General features: G+C 54.1%; 13 protein-coding genes. 10 read left to right on the top strand and 3 right to left on the bottom strand.

Going from position 1 to position 16,034, the window contains the following annotated elements; genetic code table 11:
- Positions 1-19 precede the first annotated feature (19 nt).
- From leuA to aroD, 8 genes are all read left to right on the top strand, one after another.
- Positions 20-1,591, top strand: coding sequence for a 2-isopropylmalate synthase (gene leuA / locus PGQ95_RS16535; protein WP_087860894.1), 1,572 nt, complete (start codon positions 20-22; stop codon positions 1,589-1,591).
- The gene (leuB, locus tag PGQ95_RS16530) at positions 1,591-2,682 is read left to right on the top strand and encodes a 3-isopropylmalate dehydrogenase (RefSeq protein ID WP_015368262.1); all 1,092 of its coding nucleotides are present in this window, start codon (positions 1,591-1,593) and stop codon (positions 2,680-2,682) included. Before leuA ends, leuB begins: the two co-directional genes overlap by 1 nt.
- 2 nt (positions 2,683-2,684) lie before the next feature.
- Positions 2,685-4,085, top strand: coding sequence for a 3-isopropylmalate dehydratase large subunit (gene leuC, locus PGQ95_RS16525; protein WP_047065212.1), 1,401 nt, complete (start codon positions 2,685-2,687; stop codon positions 4,083-4,085).
- Between the two features lie 10 nt (positions 4,086-4,095).
- Positions 4,096-4,701, top strand: coding sequence for a 3-isopropylmalate dehydratase small subunit (gene leuD / locus PGQ95_RS16520; protein ID WP_015704393.1), 606 nt, complete (start codon positions 4,096-4,098; stop codon positions 4,699-4,701).
- 369 nt (positions 4,702-5,070) lie between these two features.
- Positions 5,071-7,104, top strand: coding sequence for an FAD-dependent oxidoreductase (locus tag PGQ95_RS16515; protein WP_430918776.1), 2,034 nt, complete (start codon positions 5,071-5,073; stop codon positions 7,102-7,104).
- A gap of 11 nt (positions 7,105-7,115) precedes the next feature.
- The gene (locus tag PGQ95_RS16510; RefSeq protein ID WP_430918774.1) at positions 7,116-7,979 is read left to right on the top strand and encodes a shikimate dehydrogenase; all 864 of its coding nucleotides are present in this window, start codon (positions 7,116-7,118) and stop codon (positions 7,977-7,979) included.
- A gap of 10 nt (positions 7,980-7,989) precedes the next feature.
- Positions 7,990-9,204, top strand: a complete 1,215-nt coding sequence (locus PGQ95_RS16505) for an MFS transporter (protein WP_308957709.1) — start codon at positions 7,990-7,992, stop codon at positions 9,202-9,204.
- 29 nt (positions 9,205-9,233) lie between these two features.
- Positions 9,234-9,989, top strand: coding sequence for a type I 3-dehydroquinate dehydratase (gene aroD / locus PGQ95_RS16500; protein ID WP_087860898.1), 756 nt, complete (start codon positions 9,234-9,236; stop codon positions 9,987-9,989).
- A 37-nt stretch (positions 9,990-10,026) separates the two neighbouring features.
- On the opposite strand, the gene PGQ95_RS16495 is transcribed toward aroD, so the two are convergent.
- Positions 10,027-10,923: a LysR family transcriptional regulator gene (locus PGQ95_RS16495; protein ID WP_087860899.1), complete on the bottom strand. Its 897-nt coding sequence runs from the start codon at positions 10,921-10,923 to the stop codon at positions 10,027-10,029.
- 230 nt (positions 10,924-11,153) lie between these two features.
- Between PGQ95_RS16495 and PGQ95_RS16490 the strand changes: the two genes are divergently transcribed.
- Positions 11,154-12,464, top strand: coding sequence for an MFS transporter (locus tag PGQ95_RS16490; protein WP_113374408.1), 1,311 nt, complete (start codon positions 11,154-11,156; stop codon positions 12,462-12,464).
- Between the two features lie 44 nt (positions 12,465-12,508).
- Here the strand turns inward: PGQ95_RS16490 and PGQ95_RS16485 are convergent, their stop codons facing one another.
- Positions 12,509-13,693, bottom strand: coding sequence for a sugar efflux transporter (locus PGQ95_RS16485; RefSeq protein WP_430918771.1), 1,185 nt, complete (start codon positions 13,691-13,693; stop codon positions 12,509-12,511).
- A gap of 162 nt (positions 13,694-13,855) precedes the next feature.
- Positions 13,856-14,008 (bottom strand): glucose uptake inhibitor SgrT, encoded by a 153-nt coding sequence (gene sgrT, locus PGQ95_RS16480; RefSeq protein ID WP_430918769.1) that lies wholly within the window; start codon positions 14,006-14,008, stop codon positions 13,856-13,858.
- An 87-nt stretch (positions 14,009-14,095) separates the two neighbouring features.
- Here sgrT and sgrR point away from each other — a divergent pair, with 87 nt between their 5' ends.
- A complete protein-coding gene (gene sgrR, locus PGQ95_RS16475) occupies positions 14,096-15,751 on the top strand; it encodes an HTH-type transcriptional regulator SgrR (protein WP_430918767.1) in 1,656 nt (551 codons plus the stop codon).
- The last annotated feature ends 283 nt before the right edge of the window (positions 15,752-16,034 follow it).

Here is a 16,034-nt window from a genome sequence, read left to right as displayed (position 1 = left end):
CAGATTAAGGATCTAAACCATGAGCCAGCAAGTCATTATTTTCGATACGACCTTACGTGATGGGGAACAAGCGTTACAGGCCAGCCTGAGCGTGAAAGAGAAGCTGCAAATAGCCATGGCCCTTGAACGTATGGGCGTCGATGTGATGGAAGTCGGTTTCCCGGTTTCTTCCCCAGGCGATTTTGAATCGGTGCAGACCATCGCTCGCACCATCAAAAATAGCCGCGTGTGCGCGCTGGCGCGCTGCGTTGAGAAAGATATCGACGTGGCGGCGGAATCCTTAAAAGTGGCGGAAGCATTCCGTATTCACACCTTCATCGCCACCTCACCGATGCACATCGCCACCAAGTTGCGCAGTACGCTGGATGAAGTCATCGAGCGCGCTATTTACATGGTGAAACGCGCGCGTAACTATACCGATGACGTCGAATTTTCCTGTGAAGACGCAGGCCGTACGCCGATCGACGATCTGGCTCGCGTTGTCGAAGCGGCTATCCGCGCTGGCGCCACGACCATTAATATCCCGGATACCGTCGGCTACACCATGCCGTTTGAATACGCCAACATCATCAGCGGCCTGTATGAACGCGTACCAAACATTGATAAAGCGATTATTTCAGTCCACACCCATGATGATTTAGGCATCGCCGTCGGCAACGCCCTCGCCGCCGTCCACGCTGGCGCGCGTCAGGTAGAAGGCGCGATGAACGGTATCGGCGAACGCGCCGGCAACTGCGCGCTGGAAGAAGTGATCATGGCGATCAAAGTGCGCAAAGACATTATGAACGTGCACACCAACATCAATCACCACGAAATCTGGCGTACCAGCCAGACCGTCAGCCAAATCTGCAATATGCCGATCCCGGCTAACAAAGCTATCGTCGGTACCGGCGCCTTCGCCCACTCTTCCGGTATTCATCAGGATGGCGTGCTGAAGAACCGCGAAAACTACGAAATCATGACCCCGGAATCCATCGGCCTGAACCAGGTACAGCTGAACCTGACTTCACGCTCCGGCCGCGCGGCGGTGAAACACCGTATGGAAGAGATGGGCTACAAAGAGAGCGACTACAACCTGGATCATCTGTATGACGCCTTCCTGAAGCTGGCGGATAAAAAGGGCCAGGTCTTCGACTACGACCTGGAGGCGCTGGCCTTCATTAACAAACAGCAGGAAGAACCAGAGCATTTCCGTCTCGACTACTTCAGCGTCCAGTCTGGCTCCAGCGATATCGCTACCGCCTCTATCAAGCTGGCCTGCGGTGATGAAATCAAAACCGAAGCCGCCAACGGCAACGGCCCGGTTGACGCTATCTACCAGGCGATCAACCGCGTGACGGACTACAACATCGACTTAGTGAAGTATGGCTTAAGCGCCAAAGGCCACGGCAAAGATGCGCTGGGTCAGGTGGACATTGTTGTGGAATACAACGGTCGCCGCTTCCATGGCGTCGGTCTGGCGACCGATATCGTCGAATCGTCAGCAAAAGCGATGGTACACGTGCTGAACAATATCTGGCGCGCCGCCGAAGTCGAAAAAGAATTGCAACGCCAAGCTCAGAATAAAGAGAACAACAAGGAAACCGTGTAATGTCGAAGAATTATCATATTGCCGTTTTGCCGGGTGATGGAATTGGCCCGGAAGTGATGAACCAGGCGATGAAAGTACTGGAAGCCGTTCGTAACCGTTTTTCAATGCGTATCACCACCAGCCAGTACGACGTTGGCGGCATCGCCATCGACCGTCAGGGCATGCCGCTGCCGCAAGCCACCGTTGATGGCTGCGAGCAGGCTGACGCGATTCTGTTCGGATCCGTCGGCGGCCCGAAGTGGGAACATCTGCCGCCGGCCGAGCAGCCGGAGCGCGGCGCGCTGCTGCCGCTGCGTAAGCACTTCAAATTATTCAGCAACCTGCGCCCGGCTAAACTGTATCAGGGGCTGGAAGCGTTCTGCCCGCTGCGCGCCGATATCGCCGCCAACGGCTTCGACATTCTGTGCGTGCGCGAACTGACCGGCGGCATTTACTTCGGTCAGCCGAAAGGCCGTGAAGGCAGCGGCCAGCATGAAAAAGCCTTCGACACCGAGGTATACCACCGCTTTGAAATCGAGCGTATCGCGCGTATTGCCTTTGAATCGGCGCGCAAGCGTCGTCACAAAGTGACGTCAATCGATAAAGCTAACGTCCTGCAGTCTTCTATCCTGTGGCGCGAAATCGTCAACGAGATTGGCAAAGAGTATCCGGATGTCGAGCTGGCGCATATGTATATCGATAATGCCACTATGCAGCTCATCAAAGATCCGTCGCAGTTCGATGTCCTGCTGTGCTCCAACCTGTTTGGCGACATCCTGTCCGACGAGTGCGCGATGATCACCGGCTCTATGGGCATGTTGCCGTCCGCCAGCCTCAACGAGCAAGGTTTTGGCCTGTATGAACCGGCGGGCGGCTCGGCGCCGGACATCGCGGGCAAAAATATCGCCAACCCGATTGCGCAAATCCTGTCGCTGGCGCTGCTGCTGCGCTACAGCCTGGATGCGGGCGACGCGGCGAGCGCCATTGAACGCGCTATCAACCGCGCATTAGAAGAAGGCATTCGTACCGGCGACTTAGCGCGCGGTACGGCGGCGGTCAGTACAGATGAAATGGGCGATATCATTGCCCGCTATGTCGCGGAAGGGGTGTAATCATGGCGAAGACCTTATACGAAAAATTGTTTGATGCGCACGTGGTGTACGAAGCGCAGAACGAAACCCCACTGCTGTATATCGACCGCCATCTGGTGCACGAAGTCACCTCTCCGCAGGCGTTTGACGGGCTGCGCGCGCACGGTCGTCCGGTGCGTCAGCCGGGCAAAACGTTCGCCACCATGGATCACAACGTCTCAACGCAGACCAAAGATATCAACGCCTCCGGCGAAATGGCCCGTATTCAGATGCAGGAGCTGATTAAGAACTGCAAAGAGTTTGGCGTTGAGCTGTATGACTTAAATCACCCATTCCAGGGCATCGTACACGTCATGGGCCCGGAACAGGGCGTCACCCTGCCGGGGATGACCATCGTATGCGGCGATTCCCATACCGCCACTCACGGCGCATTCGGCGCGCTGGCATTCGGTATCGGCACCTCTGAAGTTGAACATGTACTGGCGACCCAGACCCTGAAACAGGGTCGCGCGAAGACGATGAAAATCGAAGTTCGTGGCAAAGCGGCGCCGGGCATTACCGCGAAAGACATCGTGCTGGCGATCATCGGCAAAACCGGTAGCGCCGGTGGTACCGGTCACGTGGTCGAATTCTGCGGCGAAGCCATTCGCGACCTGAGCATGGAAGGCCGTATGACTCTGTGCAATATGGCAATCGAAATGGGCGCCAAAGCGGGTCTGGTCGCGCCGGACGAGACCACCTTCAATTACGTGCAGGGCCGCCTGCACGCGCCGAAGGGCCAGGATTTCGCCGACGCGGTGGAATACTGGAAAACGCTGAAAACCGACGATGACGCCACCTTCGATACCGTGGTGACGCTGCAGGCAGAAGAGATTGCGCCGCAGGTCACCTGGGGTACCAATCCCGGCCAGGTCATCTCCGTCACCGATATTATCCCGGATCCGGCATCGTTCAGCGATCCGGTCGAGCGCGCCAGCGCCGAAAAAGCGCTGGCCTATATGGGGCTGAAATCCGGCGTGCCGTTGACCGAGGTCGCGATCGATAAAGTCTTTATCGGTTCCTGCACTAACTCGCGAATCGAAGATTTACGCGCGGCGGCGGAAATCGCCAAAGGGCGTAAAGTGGCGCCGGGCGTACAGGCGCTGGTGGTTCCCGGCTCCGGCCCGGTGAAAGCGCAGGCGGAAGCCGAAGGTCTGGATAAGATTTTCATCGACGCCGGTTTTGAGTGGCGCTTACCGGGCTGCTCCATGTGCCTGGCGATGAACAACGACCGCCTGAATCCCGGCGAACGTTGCGCCTCTACCAGCAACCGTAACTTTGAAGGCCGTCAAGGCCGCGGCGGACGCACTCATTTAGTCAGCCCGGCAATGGCCGCGGCGGCAGCGGTGACCGGCCATTTCGCCGATATTCGTAACTTGAAATAAGGAGACCATCATGGCAGAGAAATTTACCCAACATACTGGCCTGGTGGTTCCGCTGGATGCCGCAAACGTCGATACCGATGCGATCATTCCTAAGCAGTTCCTGCAGAAAGTAACGCGTACCGGCTTTGGCGCGCACCTGTTTAACGACTGGCGTTTTCTCGACGACCAGGGGCAGCAACCGAACCCGGAGTTCGTACTGAACTTCCCGCAATATAAAGGGGCGTCTATCCTGCTGGCGCGTGAAAACTTCGGCTGCGGCTCCTCGCGCGAGCACGCGCCGTGGGCGTTGACCGATTACGGTTTCAAAGTGGTGATTGCGCCAAGCTTTGCCGATATCTTTTACGGCAACAGCTTTAATAACCAACTGCTGCCGGTGACGCTCAGCGATGAGCAGGTGGACGAGCTGTTCAAGCTGGTACAGGCGAACCCGGGCATCAGCTTTGAAGTAGACCTTGAAGCGCAGGTGGTTAAAGCCGGGGATAAAACCTACAGCTTTAAAATCGACGACTTCCGCCGCCACTGCATGCTCAACGGTCTGGATAGCATCGGCCTGACGCTGCAGCATGAAGAGGCGATTTCCGCCTACGAGCGCCAACAGCCCGCCTTTATGAACTAACCTTCAAGCCCGGCGAACAAGCCGGGCTTTCTCTTTGTGTTTCTCTCCGGCGCCTATTATTACGTATAATTTATAGATAAATTTATCCTTCCCGTACCTCATCGTGCATTTATACCGGCGTTGCCGGGCTATTTTTGTATAGATCCACAATGACAAGTAAATAATCAGCAGAAGTATTTAAAACAAACCGTCCAATATGTGAATTAACGGTTAACTCCATAGAAAACCCCTATAGCTCAGCACAAAAAAAAGCATTATTTTTCCCCTCCCCGGCTCGTTATCTTTCCTGACAGAGAAATATTAACTTTAGATACGTCACGTCGCCTGCTTCACAACGTGGGCCGCCTGCCGTTCTTGTGGAGAGCCTAAATGAGCCACTATCCTCATCTATTCAGCCCGCTAACTATCAACGGGATGACCATAAAAAATCGCATTATCATGCCGCCGATGGGTACCAATATGGCCACCCTGAATGGCGAAGTCTCGCAGGAACAGCTTGAATACTACGAACTGCGGGCGAAAGGCGGTACCGGGCTCATTACCGTGGAAAATATCTGCATCGATTTTCCCTTCGCCTCCAATGGTACAACGCAGTTACGTATCGATAACGATCAATATATTCCGCGTCTGTTTAAATTAACCGAAACCCTTCATAAACACGGCGCCTGCGTAGCGATTCAGCTAAATCACGCTGGCGCTTCGGCTTATGCTTATCGCCTGAATGGGCAGACGCCGCTTTCCGCTTCCAGCACGCCGTCGAAAAAGCACGGTAATATTCCGCGGCCAATGACCCATGAAGAAATTTATCACGCGGTAGACAAATTTGGCGACGCCGCGGAGCGCGTACGCCGCGCCGGTTTTGACTGTGTAGAAATTCATGGCGGCCACTCCTATTTAATTAGCCAGTTTTTATCGCCGCTATTTAATAAACGTACCGACGAATTCGGCGGTAGTATCGAAAACCGCACCCGCATATTAAGCCTGATTATCGATAAGGTTCGCGCCTGCGTCGGGCCGCATTTCCCAATAAGTCTACGCATCAGCGCCGACGATTTCTTAAAGGGCGGCAACACGCTGGAAGATTCGCTGCGCATCCTCGAACTGTGTCAGGACAAAGTCGACATTATTAACGTCTCTGCCGCGCAGAACGATAACCTGAACCTGCAAATCGACCAGATGTCGCTGGAAGATGGCTGGAAGCGCTATCTCTCCCGCGCGGTACGCGACAAATTCCATAAGCCGACGGTGATCGCCGGCAACATTCGTTCGCCAAAAATCGCCGAAGATATCCTCGCGACCGGCGATGCCGATCTGATCGCCATTGGTCGTGGGTTGATTGCCGAGCCTGAATGGGTGCAGAAAGTACAAAGCGGCAATGAGCGTCTGATGCGCAAATGCATCTCCTGTAATATCGGCTGCGCGGATCACCGCATCGCCCGCTCTCGCCCGCTGCGCTGCTCGATCAACCCGGACATCATCCACGGCGACGCTTACAAACAGCAGCGTGTTTCGCGCGAAACCAACGTCGTGGTAATCGGCGCCGGCACGGCCGGAATGGAAGCCGCCTGTACCGCCGCGGAAGTCGGCTGCAACACCTGGCTGCTGGAAGAGAAAAGCCACGTCGGCGGCCTGGCCAGCACCATTGCGCTGCTGCCGGAGAAAAAGCGCATCGCCGATTTCCCGCAGTTTATGAAAAACCGCCTTTCCGGGCTAAGCAATCTGATGCTGCAGGTCGGTAAACGCGCCGACGTCGCTTCAGTCGCCGCGCTGCATCCACAGCTCATCGTTAACGCCACCGGCTCGCTTCCCCTACTGCCGCCGATCGACGGCCTGCGCGAGAACATTGACGCCAAGGGTGGCCGCCTGTTCTCAATAACCGGCATGATTGAACACCTTGACGCCTTTGCCGATGCCGCAGGTAAACGCATTGTGGTGGTTGGCGGCGGCGCCGTCGGCCTGGACGTCATCGAATACTTCTCCGCGCGCGGCGCCGAAACGGTGCTGATTGAAATGCAGGACGCGCCGGGACAGGACCTCGACATTATTACCAAAAACGCGATGTTGACCATGCTGGAAGAACACCAGGTGGAGCAACACATGCAGACCCGATTAACCGCCGTCGCTCCAGACCATTTCACCGTTAATACCGCCAGCGGCACGTTCGATATTCCCTTCGACTACGGCTTTGTGTGCCTGGGAATGCGCGCCAACCGTGCAGGTCTCGACGACATCGCCCAGTGGGCCGCCGACAACAACGTAAAAATCATGAATATCGGCGACAGCCTGTCGGCCCGGCGAATTATTGACGGCGTGCGCGAAGGCCGCAACGTGCTGGAAATACTCGAAGACATAGGCGTACTCGGCAATCGCGAAGCGCAACAGATTCCATTTTTAACATATTGAGGATATTTATCATGGCAGAACGTCTTACCGGTCATACCGAGCTGATTGGCTTAATCGCTACCCCGATTAGACACAGCATGTCGCCGACCATGCACAACGAAGCCTTTGCGCATCTTGGTCTCGATTACGCCTACCTGGCGTTCGAAGTCGATAACCAGGAGCTAAAAGATGTCGTGCAGGGCTTCCGCGCGCTGAAACTGCGCGGTTACAACGTCTCAATGCCGAATAAAACCGAGATTTGTCAGTATCTCGACAAGCTTTCACCGGCGGCGCAGCTGGTCGGCGCGGTCAATACCGTCGTCAACGATAATGGCGTCCTGACCGGTCACATTACCGACGGCACCGGCTATATGCGCGCGCTGTCAGAAGCCGGTATCGATATCATCGGCAAAAAGATGACCATCCTCGGCGCGGGCGGCGCGGCTACCGCCATCAGCGTACAGGCCGCGCTCGACGGCGTGAAGGCCATCTCGATCTTCAACCGTAAAGACAAGTTCTTCGCCAATGCCGAGCAGACCGTCGCCAAGATCCGCGATAACACCGACTGCGAGATCCACCTTTTCGATCTCGACGATCATGACAAGCTGCGCGCCGAAATCGACAGCAGCGTGATCCTCACCAACGCCACCGGCGTCGGTATGAAACCATTCGAAGGCCAGATGCTGCTGCCAAACGACAGCTTCCTGCGCCCGGACCTGATTGTCTCCGACGTCGTCTATAACCCGCGTAAAACCCATCTGCTGGAAGTGGCGGAGAAAAAAGGCTGCCGCACCCTCAACGGCCTGCGAATGATGCTGTGGCAAGGCGCGCGCGCGTTCGAAATCTGGACGGGCAAAGAGATGCCGGTTGACTACGTCAAGAGCATTCTGTTCTAAGAGGCAAGAGATGAAAAACAAATACATCCCTACTGCGGCAGGGCTGTATCTCAACTACCTGATCCACGGCATGGGGGTGCTTTTAATCACCCTCAACATGGCCCATCTTCAGGAACAGTGGGGAACAGATGCTGCTGGCGTATCGATCGTTATCTCCTCATTAGGTATCGGTAAACTGGCGACGATCGTGACCGGTTTTTTGTCGGATCGCTTTGGTCGCAAGCCTTTTATTTATCTCGGGATCCTGAGTTATCTGATCTTCTTCGTCGGCATTCTGCTGACTAAAAATATTTATCTGGCCTACGTATTTGGCATCATGGCTGGTCTGGCGAACAGCTTCCTCGACTCCGGAACCTATCCGGCGCTGATGGAGTCTTTCCCGCACTCCGCCAGCCGCGCTAATGTACTCATCAAAGCCTTCGTTTCCGCAGGGCAATTTCTGCTGCCGTTCATTATCAGCCTGCTGATATGGGCAAATCTGTGGTTTGGCTGGTCGTTCGTGATCGCGGCGGCTCTGTTTGTACTGAGCGCAATCTATCTGCTCAAGATGCCGTTCCCCGATAGCCAGGCGGCCAAAAAGGAAGAAACTCCAGCGGCGCAGGCATCGGCTTCAGCTAAGCCGCAAGCCAACAAACTGGATATGGTTGTCTTTACCCTGTACGGCTATATCGGCATGGCAACTTTTTACCTGGTCAGTCAGTGGCTGGCGCAATATGGTCAGTTCGTGGTCGGTATGCCTTATGCATCGGCGATCAAGCTCCTGAGCATCTACACCGTCGGTTCGCTGGTCTGCGTCTTCGTGACCGCCGCTTTCGTCAAAGAGGTATTCAGCTCTGCGGTAGCGATGATCATCTATACCTGCCTGTCGATGGTCTCACTGCTGTTAGTGTGCCTGTTCCCCACCCCTCTGATGGTTACCGGTTTCGCCTTCGTCATCGGCTTTGCCGCTGCCGGCGGGGTATTGCAGCTGGGAGCGACCATCATGGCAATGAGCTTTCCGAATGGCAAAGGCAAGGCGACCGGGATCTTCTACACCGCAGGCAGTATCGCGAGCTTCACGATCCCGCTTATCACCGCCAGGCTTTCACAGATTAGTATTGCCAGCATTATGTGGTTTGATTTCCTGATCGCCGTTATCGGCTTTGTGATCGCCCTGTACATCGGCTATCGTCAACTTCAGGCGCGCGCGGCGCAAAGAGTGTCTCGCACCACCGTCACCGCCTGAGGTTCACGACAACAATAATGGATACCTACATGACAACTGCAGTAACCGTAAAGAACATCACCTTCAAGGAAGGCGAAACCTTAATTTGCGTACCGCTGATCGGGAAAACGCTGGATGAACTGCTGACTAATGCGCAGGGCCTGGTTGACGCTGGCGCTGATATTATCGAATGGCGAGTTGACCATTTTACCCACGTCCGGGAAATCCCCCAGGTGCTGGCCGCGCTGGCGGAAATCCGTCATACGCTGAAGGCTCTACCGCTGCTGTTCACCTTTCGCAGTAAGAAGGAGGGCGGCGAAACGGAAATTAGCGACGAAGCGTATTTTGAACTTAACCGTCAGGCGGCGCTAAGCGGATTAGCCGATGTTATCGACATCGAGCTGTTTAACGACGAAGCGCAAATCCGCGCGCTGGTGAACGATGCGCATCAAGCCGGCGTAAAAGTGATCATGAGCAATCATGATTTCCATAAAACGCCGGCGCAGGAAGATATCATCTATCGACTGCGTCGAATGCAGGAGTTGGGTGCCGATCTACCAAAGATCGCGGTGATGCCGCAGACGCCTCAGGACGTTCTCACTCTGCTTTCCGCCACGCTGACCATGAAAGAGAAGTACGCGACGCGCCCGCTGATCACCATGTCGATGGGCAAATCCGGCGGCGTTAGCCGGGTAACCGGACGCTTGTTCGGTTCAGCGATGACCTTTGGCACCGTCGGCCAGGCCTCCGCGCCGGGCCAAATTGCCATCGCTAAGCTGCGCGAACTAATGGACATTCTGTCCTGATAAACAGGCTGCCCGGAGCCACTCTCCGGGCGCTTGCTCAGTTGATTCTCTGGCTATCGTTAATAATGACGTTTTTAAACGATTGAATTGCTGAAGAAAGTACCCTTTCCTTCATCGTTGCGAGGTAGATATAACGCGGGGGGAGCTCATTTTTTATTTTCAGAATGTGCACGTTATAATTTGCCAGTGCGGAGATCCTCGGCATAATCGCAATACCATAATCGATGCTAACCAACCCCGCCATCGCGGTATCTTCATCGACGTAGCAGGCAATATCCGGCACCAGTTTTTGCTGCATAAAGACATTATCAATAAAAGGTCGCAAACCGCTGTTCTCTGAGAAGTAGATATAGGGATAGTGAATCGTCTCAACCAGATCGACCTCATTTTCATACAATCTGGCAAGCGGATGATCTTTCGCCGTCACCACCACCAGTTCCTGCTGAATGATGGGAATAAAATCGATGTCTGGTTCATCGGCAATATATGAACAAATCGCCAGATCGGTTTTTCCTGCCTTTAACGCTTGTAATAACGAAAGCGAAGTGCCTTGCGTAAAGGAAAAAGTCACCTTGTGACTGGATGGTGAATTAGTGTATTTATTAATTAACTGCGGAACAACAAATTCACCCATCGTATAAATAAAGGCGATACGAATATTCTCTTTCTTTTCGCTATCATTGTTTTGCAGCGTCAGTCGCCCATTCTCTAAAGAAGCGAGCGCATCTTCCACATAGGGTAAAAAACGTTTACCGTTTTGCGTAATTTTGACGTTGCGCCCTTTTCTGGCGAACAGCGCCACGCCAAGTTCTTTCTCCAACTCAGATATGGCGTGGCTTAGCGAAGGTTGTGTGATGAACAGGCTGGAGGCAGCTTCGGTGTAATGTTCCGTCTCGCTCAATCGCTTAAAATAATAAAGTTGCTTCAGGTTCATTATTTTTGTCCGTATAATATAAGAATAAGATCACTGCGCTTAATATACCATGCGGCAGGTTGATAATACGCTACAACGAGTCAATATCAGATTCACATCAAATATTATTTGATATTTTCTTTTGTGCGTAACAAAGCGTTGCCATTCATAGGCCCAGTCTATGAATCATTAAAATATTTCTGCATGCATAAATACATGCAAAAATATTTTAAACTTTAAAGGAAATCTTTATGTCTATACCTGGCTCTCAAGGAAGCCTGGCGTCATCGCCCGGCACGCTAAAAAGAAGCAGAACGCGTATTTTTATTTTAACGCTGTTATCGCTGGGTACGATGATTAATTATCTCGATCGTACCATTCTTGGAATCGTCGCTCCAAAATTAACCACTGAAATCCACATTGACCCGGCAATGATGGGCATTGTTTTTTCCGCTTTTGCCTGGACTTATGCGCTGGCGCAAATTCCTGGCGGCATGTTTTTAGACCGTTTCGGTAATAAATTGACCTACGCCCTGTCCATCTTCTTTTGGTCACTATTTACCCTACTGCAAAGTTTCTCTCTGGGGCTGAAATCTTTGCTCCTTCTGCGTCTGGGGCTAGGTGTCAGCGAGGCCCCCTGCTTTCCGGCCAATAGCCGCATCGTCAGCAAATGGTTTCCCCAGCATGAACGCGCCAGAGCCACCGCCACTTATACAGTTGGGGAATATATTGGATTAGCCGCCTTCTCGCCATTGCTATATTTAATTCTTGAACATCACGGCTGGCGAACCTTATTTTTCCTGACCGGCGGGCTGGGTATTTTATTCACTTTCGTATGGTGGCGTTTTTATCATGAGCCACATGAATCAAAAACGGCAAATAAAGCAGAGCTGGATTATATTGGCGCCAACCAGATTACCAATACGAGTGAAAATATTCCATTTAACTGGCGCGATGCCAAACGGCTACTCTGCTGCCGACAAATTATCGGCGCCAGTCTGGGGCAGTTTGCCGGTAACACTACGCTAGTCTTTTTCCTTACCTGGTTCCCCACTTACCTGGCCAACGAACGCCATCTGCCGTGGCTTCACGTGGGATTTTTCGCCACCTGGCCATTCCTGGCCGCCGCGGTTGGCATCATCTTCGGCGGCTGGCTTTCCGACAGGCTACTTAAGCGTACCGGTTCAGCAAATATAAGTCGAAAACTTCCAATAATTTCCGGACTGCTCCTTTCTAGCTGCATTATCGCCGCTAATTGGGTCAGTGCGAATTCGACGGTGATTATTATCATGTCGATCGCTTTCTTTGGTCAGGGAATGGTCGGTTTGGGCTGGACGTTAATATCTGATATTGCCCCGGATAATATGGCTGGGTTGACCGGCGGTATATTTAACTTCTGCGCCAATCTGGCCTCAATTATCGCGCCACTCATCATTGGCGTGATTATATCAGCCACCGGTAACTTCTTTTATGCCCTCATTTACGTTGGGGTGACCGCACTGATCGGGGTGATTGCCTACATCTTTATCATCGGCGACATCAAGCAAATCGTGCTGAAATAACGCTATCCCGCGTCGGACCAGCATGGCCGGCGCGGGAGAATGACTTAAATATCTTTAACCCTACTGGTCAAAAACAGCGTCAGCAGCGAAATCGCCGCGATTGTCCAGTAAACGCTGGCGTGACCATAGCTTTGCGACAGCGCTCCCTGAATCACCCCGGCCAGAATCACCCCGGTGGAGATACTGTTGGTAAACAGCGTGGTCGCCGCCCCGGCGCGCCCCGGCATCAGGTCCTGGAACCACAACATGCCGATCCCGGCGATGATACCGATGAAGATGGCGTTGAATAACTGTAGCGCCAGCAGCGCCGTGCGACCATGGAACATAATCAGGCCCACATAGAACAGCACGCCAGCGGCGACTGCCGCCACCATCATTTTGCGTTTCCCCCAATGCTTAACGTAGTAGCCGGCCAGGATCATCGCCGGAATTTCAAGACCAGCAGCCGTTCCCATCAGTATCCCCGCCAGGCTATCCGGCAGGCCAAGATCGCTACTGATCCACAACGGCATATCGATGATATACATCGTGTTGCATGTCCACATCAACGTAGAAGCGATAAACAGCATGCGCACGTTTTTATCGCGCCAGCCGCCTTCCAGCTCCGGCAGGCTGCTGCCTTTCTGCAGTTGCGTCACTCGCGCCACCGAAGGCAGCTTAAAGGCAATCAGCGCCAGGCTGATGACAAAAATCCCGGCGGCGATGGAGAACATGGTCATAAAGCCATAATTCAACGCCAGCATAAAAGCCAGCGGTGGGCCAATGACCCACGCCAGCGACAGCTGGGCGCGCATCACCGAGCTGAACATGACCACTTCGCGGGCAGAGCTATCGGCGTATTCGCGGGCGAGGGCAAACAGCTGCGGCATTGCCGCATTAGCGACCGACGCCAGCATGACGCCGCAGGTGATAAGCGTCAGATAATGGCGGTTGAAAGCGAATAACAGCGCGTTACCCACCGCCATCAGGCAGCAGAACATAATTAACCGCCGACGATCGCCGCGGCTATCGGATCGTTTGGCCAGCGCCAGGCTCACCAGGATACCGGCAATCGCATTCACCGTATAAAACAGGCCGACCCAGAACGGCTGTGCGCCGACTTCACGGCTGAGAAACAGACTAAGCGTCGGCGCCTGCAGCGCCCCGGCCACGCCCATCATAAAAGCCACCAGCATAAAGGCGGCGTAGACGCCGTTTAACCGTCGCCCCATCGTCATCAACCACAGCATGAAATGTCCTTAACACACGCGAAGTAAACGAAAAAAGCCAGCAGAAGCAATCTGCTGGCGGGTGATTCTATACTCTGTGGATTTCGAGTTGCAGCCAATACGCTTGCAGCCTGAAAACGGCGAGTATAACACCAATACTCAGTCACACATGATGTCGGCAAGTCAACGATCGGAGGTCGACGACGTAACTCCCCACTGCATCAATTCCTCCAGCATTTTCTGCTGCCTTCCTGCTAACTGGCGGGCCAGCCAGGACGCGCCCTGCGTCGCAGAAAAGTACCGTTGATAGAACTGCTTAGTGGTTGACCTCGTCATATTCATCTCCTTACTTCATCGAGGTTCATTATTGGCTTAATATAGGAACTCATAAATTGCTGAGTTTTCGTCAGGAGTTCCTCTTTTATGCCTTCCAGCCGTCTGCAACAACAGTTCATCCGCCTGTGGCAATGCTGCGACGGCAGGTCGCAGCAGACCACCCTCAACGAACTGGCGGAAATGCTTAGCTGTTCGCGCCGCCATATGCGCACCTTGCTCAACCTGATGGAAGCGCGCGGCTGGCTGGCGTGGGAATCCGAAGCCGGGCGCGGCAAGCGTTCCAGGTTGACCTTCCTTTATACCGGTCTGGCGCTGCAGCAGCAGCGTGCCGAAGATTTGCTGGAGCAGGATCGCATCGATCAGCTGGTGCAACTGGTTGGCGATAAAACGGCGGTCAGGCAGATGTTGATCTCCCATCTGGGACGCAGTTTCCGCCAGGGGAGGCACATTCTGCGCGTGCTCTACTATCGGCCGATGAAGAATCTACTGCCCGGCAGCGCCTTGCGCCGTTCGGAGACCCACATCGCGCGGCAAATTTTTAGCGCCCTGACGCGGGTAAATGAGGAAAATGGGGAACTGGAGGCCGATATCGCCCACCACTGGCAGCAAATTTTGCCTAACCACTGGCGCTTTTTCCTGCGTCCCGGCATTCATTTCCATCATGGCCGGGAGCTGGAGATGGCCGACGTTATCTCCTCGCTACAGCGCAGCAGCGAACTGCCGCTATTTTCCCATATCGAGCGCATCGTCTCGCCGACCGCCTGGACGCTGGATATTCACCTCAGCCAGCCGGACCGTTGGCTGCCCTGGCTGTTAGGCCAGGTCCCGGCAATGGTGCTGCCGCAGGAATGGCGGACGATGGAGAACTTTTCCAGTATGCCTATCGGTACCGGCCCTTACGCGGTCGCGCGCAATAATCAAAACCAGTTGAAAATCCATGCCTTTGAAGAGTACTTCGGCTACCGGGCGCTGATCGATGAGGTTAACGTCTGGGTGCTGCCGGAAATTAGCGAAGAACCCAACGGCGGCTTAACCCTGCAGGGTAATACTGAAAGCGAAAAAGCCGTAGAGAGTCGCCTGGAAGAGGGGTGCTATTACCTGCTCTTTGATAGTCGCAGCCCGCTGGGCGGCAATGATGACGTGCGCCGCTGGTTAAGTTATCTGTTCCAGCCCGCCAATCTGCTGTATCACGCCGGCGAGCACTATCAAGGTAACTGGTTCCCGGCCTACGGCCTGCTGCCGCGCTGGCACCACGCCCGCAGCCACGCCTGCGAAAAACCAGCCGGTCTGGAGTCAGTCACCCTCACCTACTATCGCGATCATGTGGAACATCGGGTCATTGGCGGGATCATGCGGGCGCTGCTGGCGGAACATCAGGTGAAGCTGAACATTCAGGAGCTGGAGTATGATGACTGGCATCGCGGCGAAACGGTGAGCGATATCTGGCTTAACAGCGTCAACTTCACGCTGCCGATCGATTTTTCCCTATTCGCCTATTTATATGAAGTGCCGCTCATGCATCACTGCATTCCCATCGACTGGGAGGCAGACGCCAACCGCTGGCGCGCGGGCGAATTCAACCCGGCGACCTGGAGCCAGCAACTGCTGGAGAAACAGCATATTGTCCCGCTGATTCACCACTGGCTTATGATTCAGGGCCAGCGCAGTATGCGCGGCGTGCGCATGAACACCCTCGGCTGGTTTGACTTTAAATCGGCGTGGTTCGCCCCGCCGGAGCCCTGAATGCTTTGCGTCATCTAACAAAATCATTACACTATCGCCGTTCTCAACGGGGTGCTAATAAACATACGCAATATCATTCAAGTTGAATCAAGGCAGCAAGCGGGTCAATCCCCTGGAGCATAGATAACTATGTGACTGGGGTGAACGCGCGAAGCTAACGCAGATGCGGCTTGAAGGATGAAGCGTATGGGCTGAGAAAATACCCGTCGAACCTGATCCGGATAACGCCGGCGAAGGGATTTGAGGCCTACTCAAAATCCTTTGCCTCCCCATATATTGAGGT

It is taken from the genome of Klebsiella sp. 141240 (genome assembly GCF_050600805.1).
In the GTDB taxonomy this organism is placed as follows: domain Bacteria; phylum Pseudomonadota; class Gammaproteobacteria; order Enterobacterales; family Enterobacteriaceae; genus Klebsiella; species Klebsiella aerogenes.
Note: the sequence above shows the minus strand (reverse complement) of the source record. Positions and strands in the feature narration are given on the sequence as shown.

Bases quoted from the DNA above. Each gene is read 5' to 3' on its own strand.
- leuA (WP_087860894.1), top strand. From the start codon at position 20: ATGAGCCAGCAAGTCATTATTTTCGATACGACCTTACGTGATGGGGAA.
- leuB (WP_015368262.1), top strand. From the start codon at position 1,591: ATGTCGAAGAATTATCATATTGCCGTTTTGCCGGGTGATGGAATTGGC.
- leuC (WP_047065212.1), top strand. From the start codon at position 2,685: ATGGCGAAGACCTTATACGAAAAATTGTTTGATGCGCACGTGGTGTAC.
- leuD (WP_015704393.1), top strand. From the start codon at position 4,096: ATGGCAGAGAAATTTACCCAACATACTGGCCTGGTGGTTCCGCTGGAT.
- PGQ95_RS16515 (WP_430918776.1), top strand. From the start codon at position 5,071: ATGAGCCACTATCCTCATCTATTCAGCCCGCTAACTATCAACGGGATG.
- PGQ95_RS16510 (WP_430918774.1), top strand. From the start codon at position 7,116: ATGGCAGAACGTCTTACCGGTCATACCGAGCTGATTGGCTTAATCGCT.
- PGQ95_RS16505 (WP_308957709.1), top strand. From the start codon at position 7,990: ATGAAAAACAAATACATCCCTACTGCGGCAGGGCTGTATCTCAACTAC.
- aroD (WP_087860898.1), top strand. From the start codon at position 9,234: ATGACAACTGCAGTAACCGTAAAGAACATCACCTTCAAGGAAGGCGAA.
- PGQ95_RS16495 (WP_087860899.1), bottom strand. From the start codon at position 10,923: ATGAACCTGAAGCAACTTTATTATTTTAAGCGATTGAGCGAGACGGAA.
- PGQ95_RS16490 (WP_113374408.1), top strand. From the start codon at position 11,154: ATGTCTATACCTGGCTCTCAAGGAAGCCTGGCGTCATCGCCCGGCACG.
- PGQ95_RS16485 (WP_430918771.1), bottom strand. From the start codon at position 13,693: ATGCTGTGGTTGATGACGATGGGGCGACGGTTAAACGGCGTCTACGCC.
- sgrT (WP_430918769.1), bottom strand. From the start codon at position 14,008: ATGACGAGGTCAACCACTAAGCAGTTCTATCAACGGTACTTTTCTGCG.
- sgrR (WP_430918767.1), top strand. From the start codon at position 14,096: ATGCCTTCCAGCCGTCTGCAACAACAGTTCATCCGCCTGTGGCAATGC.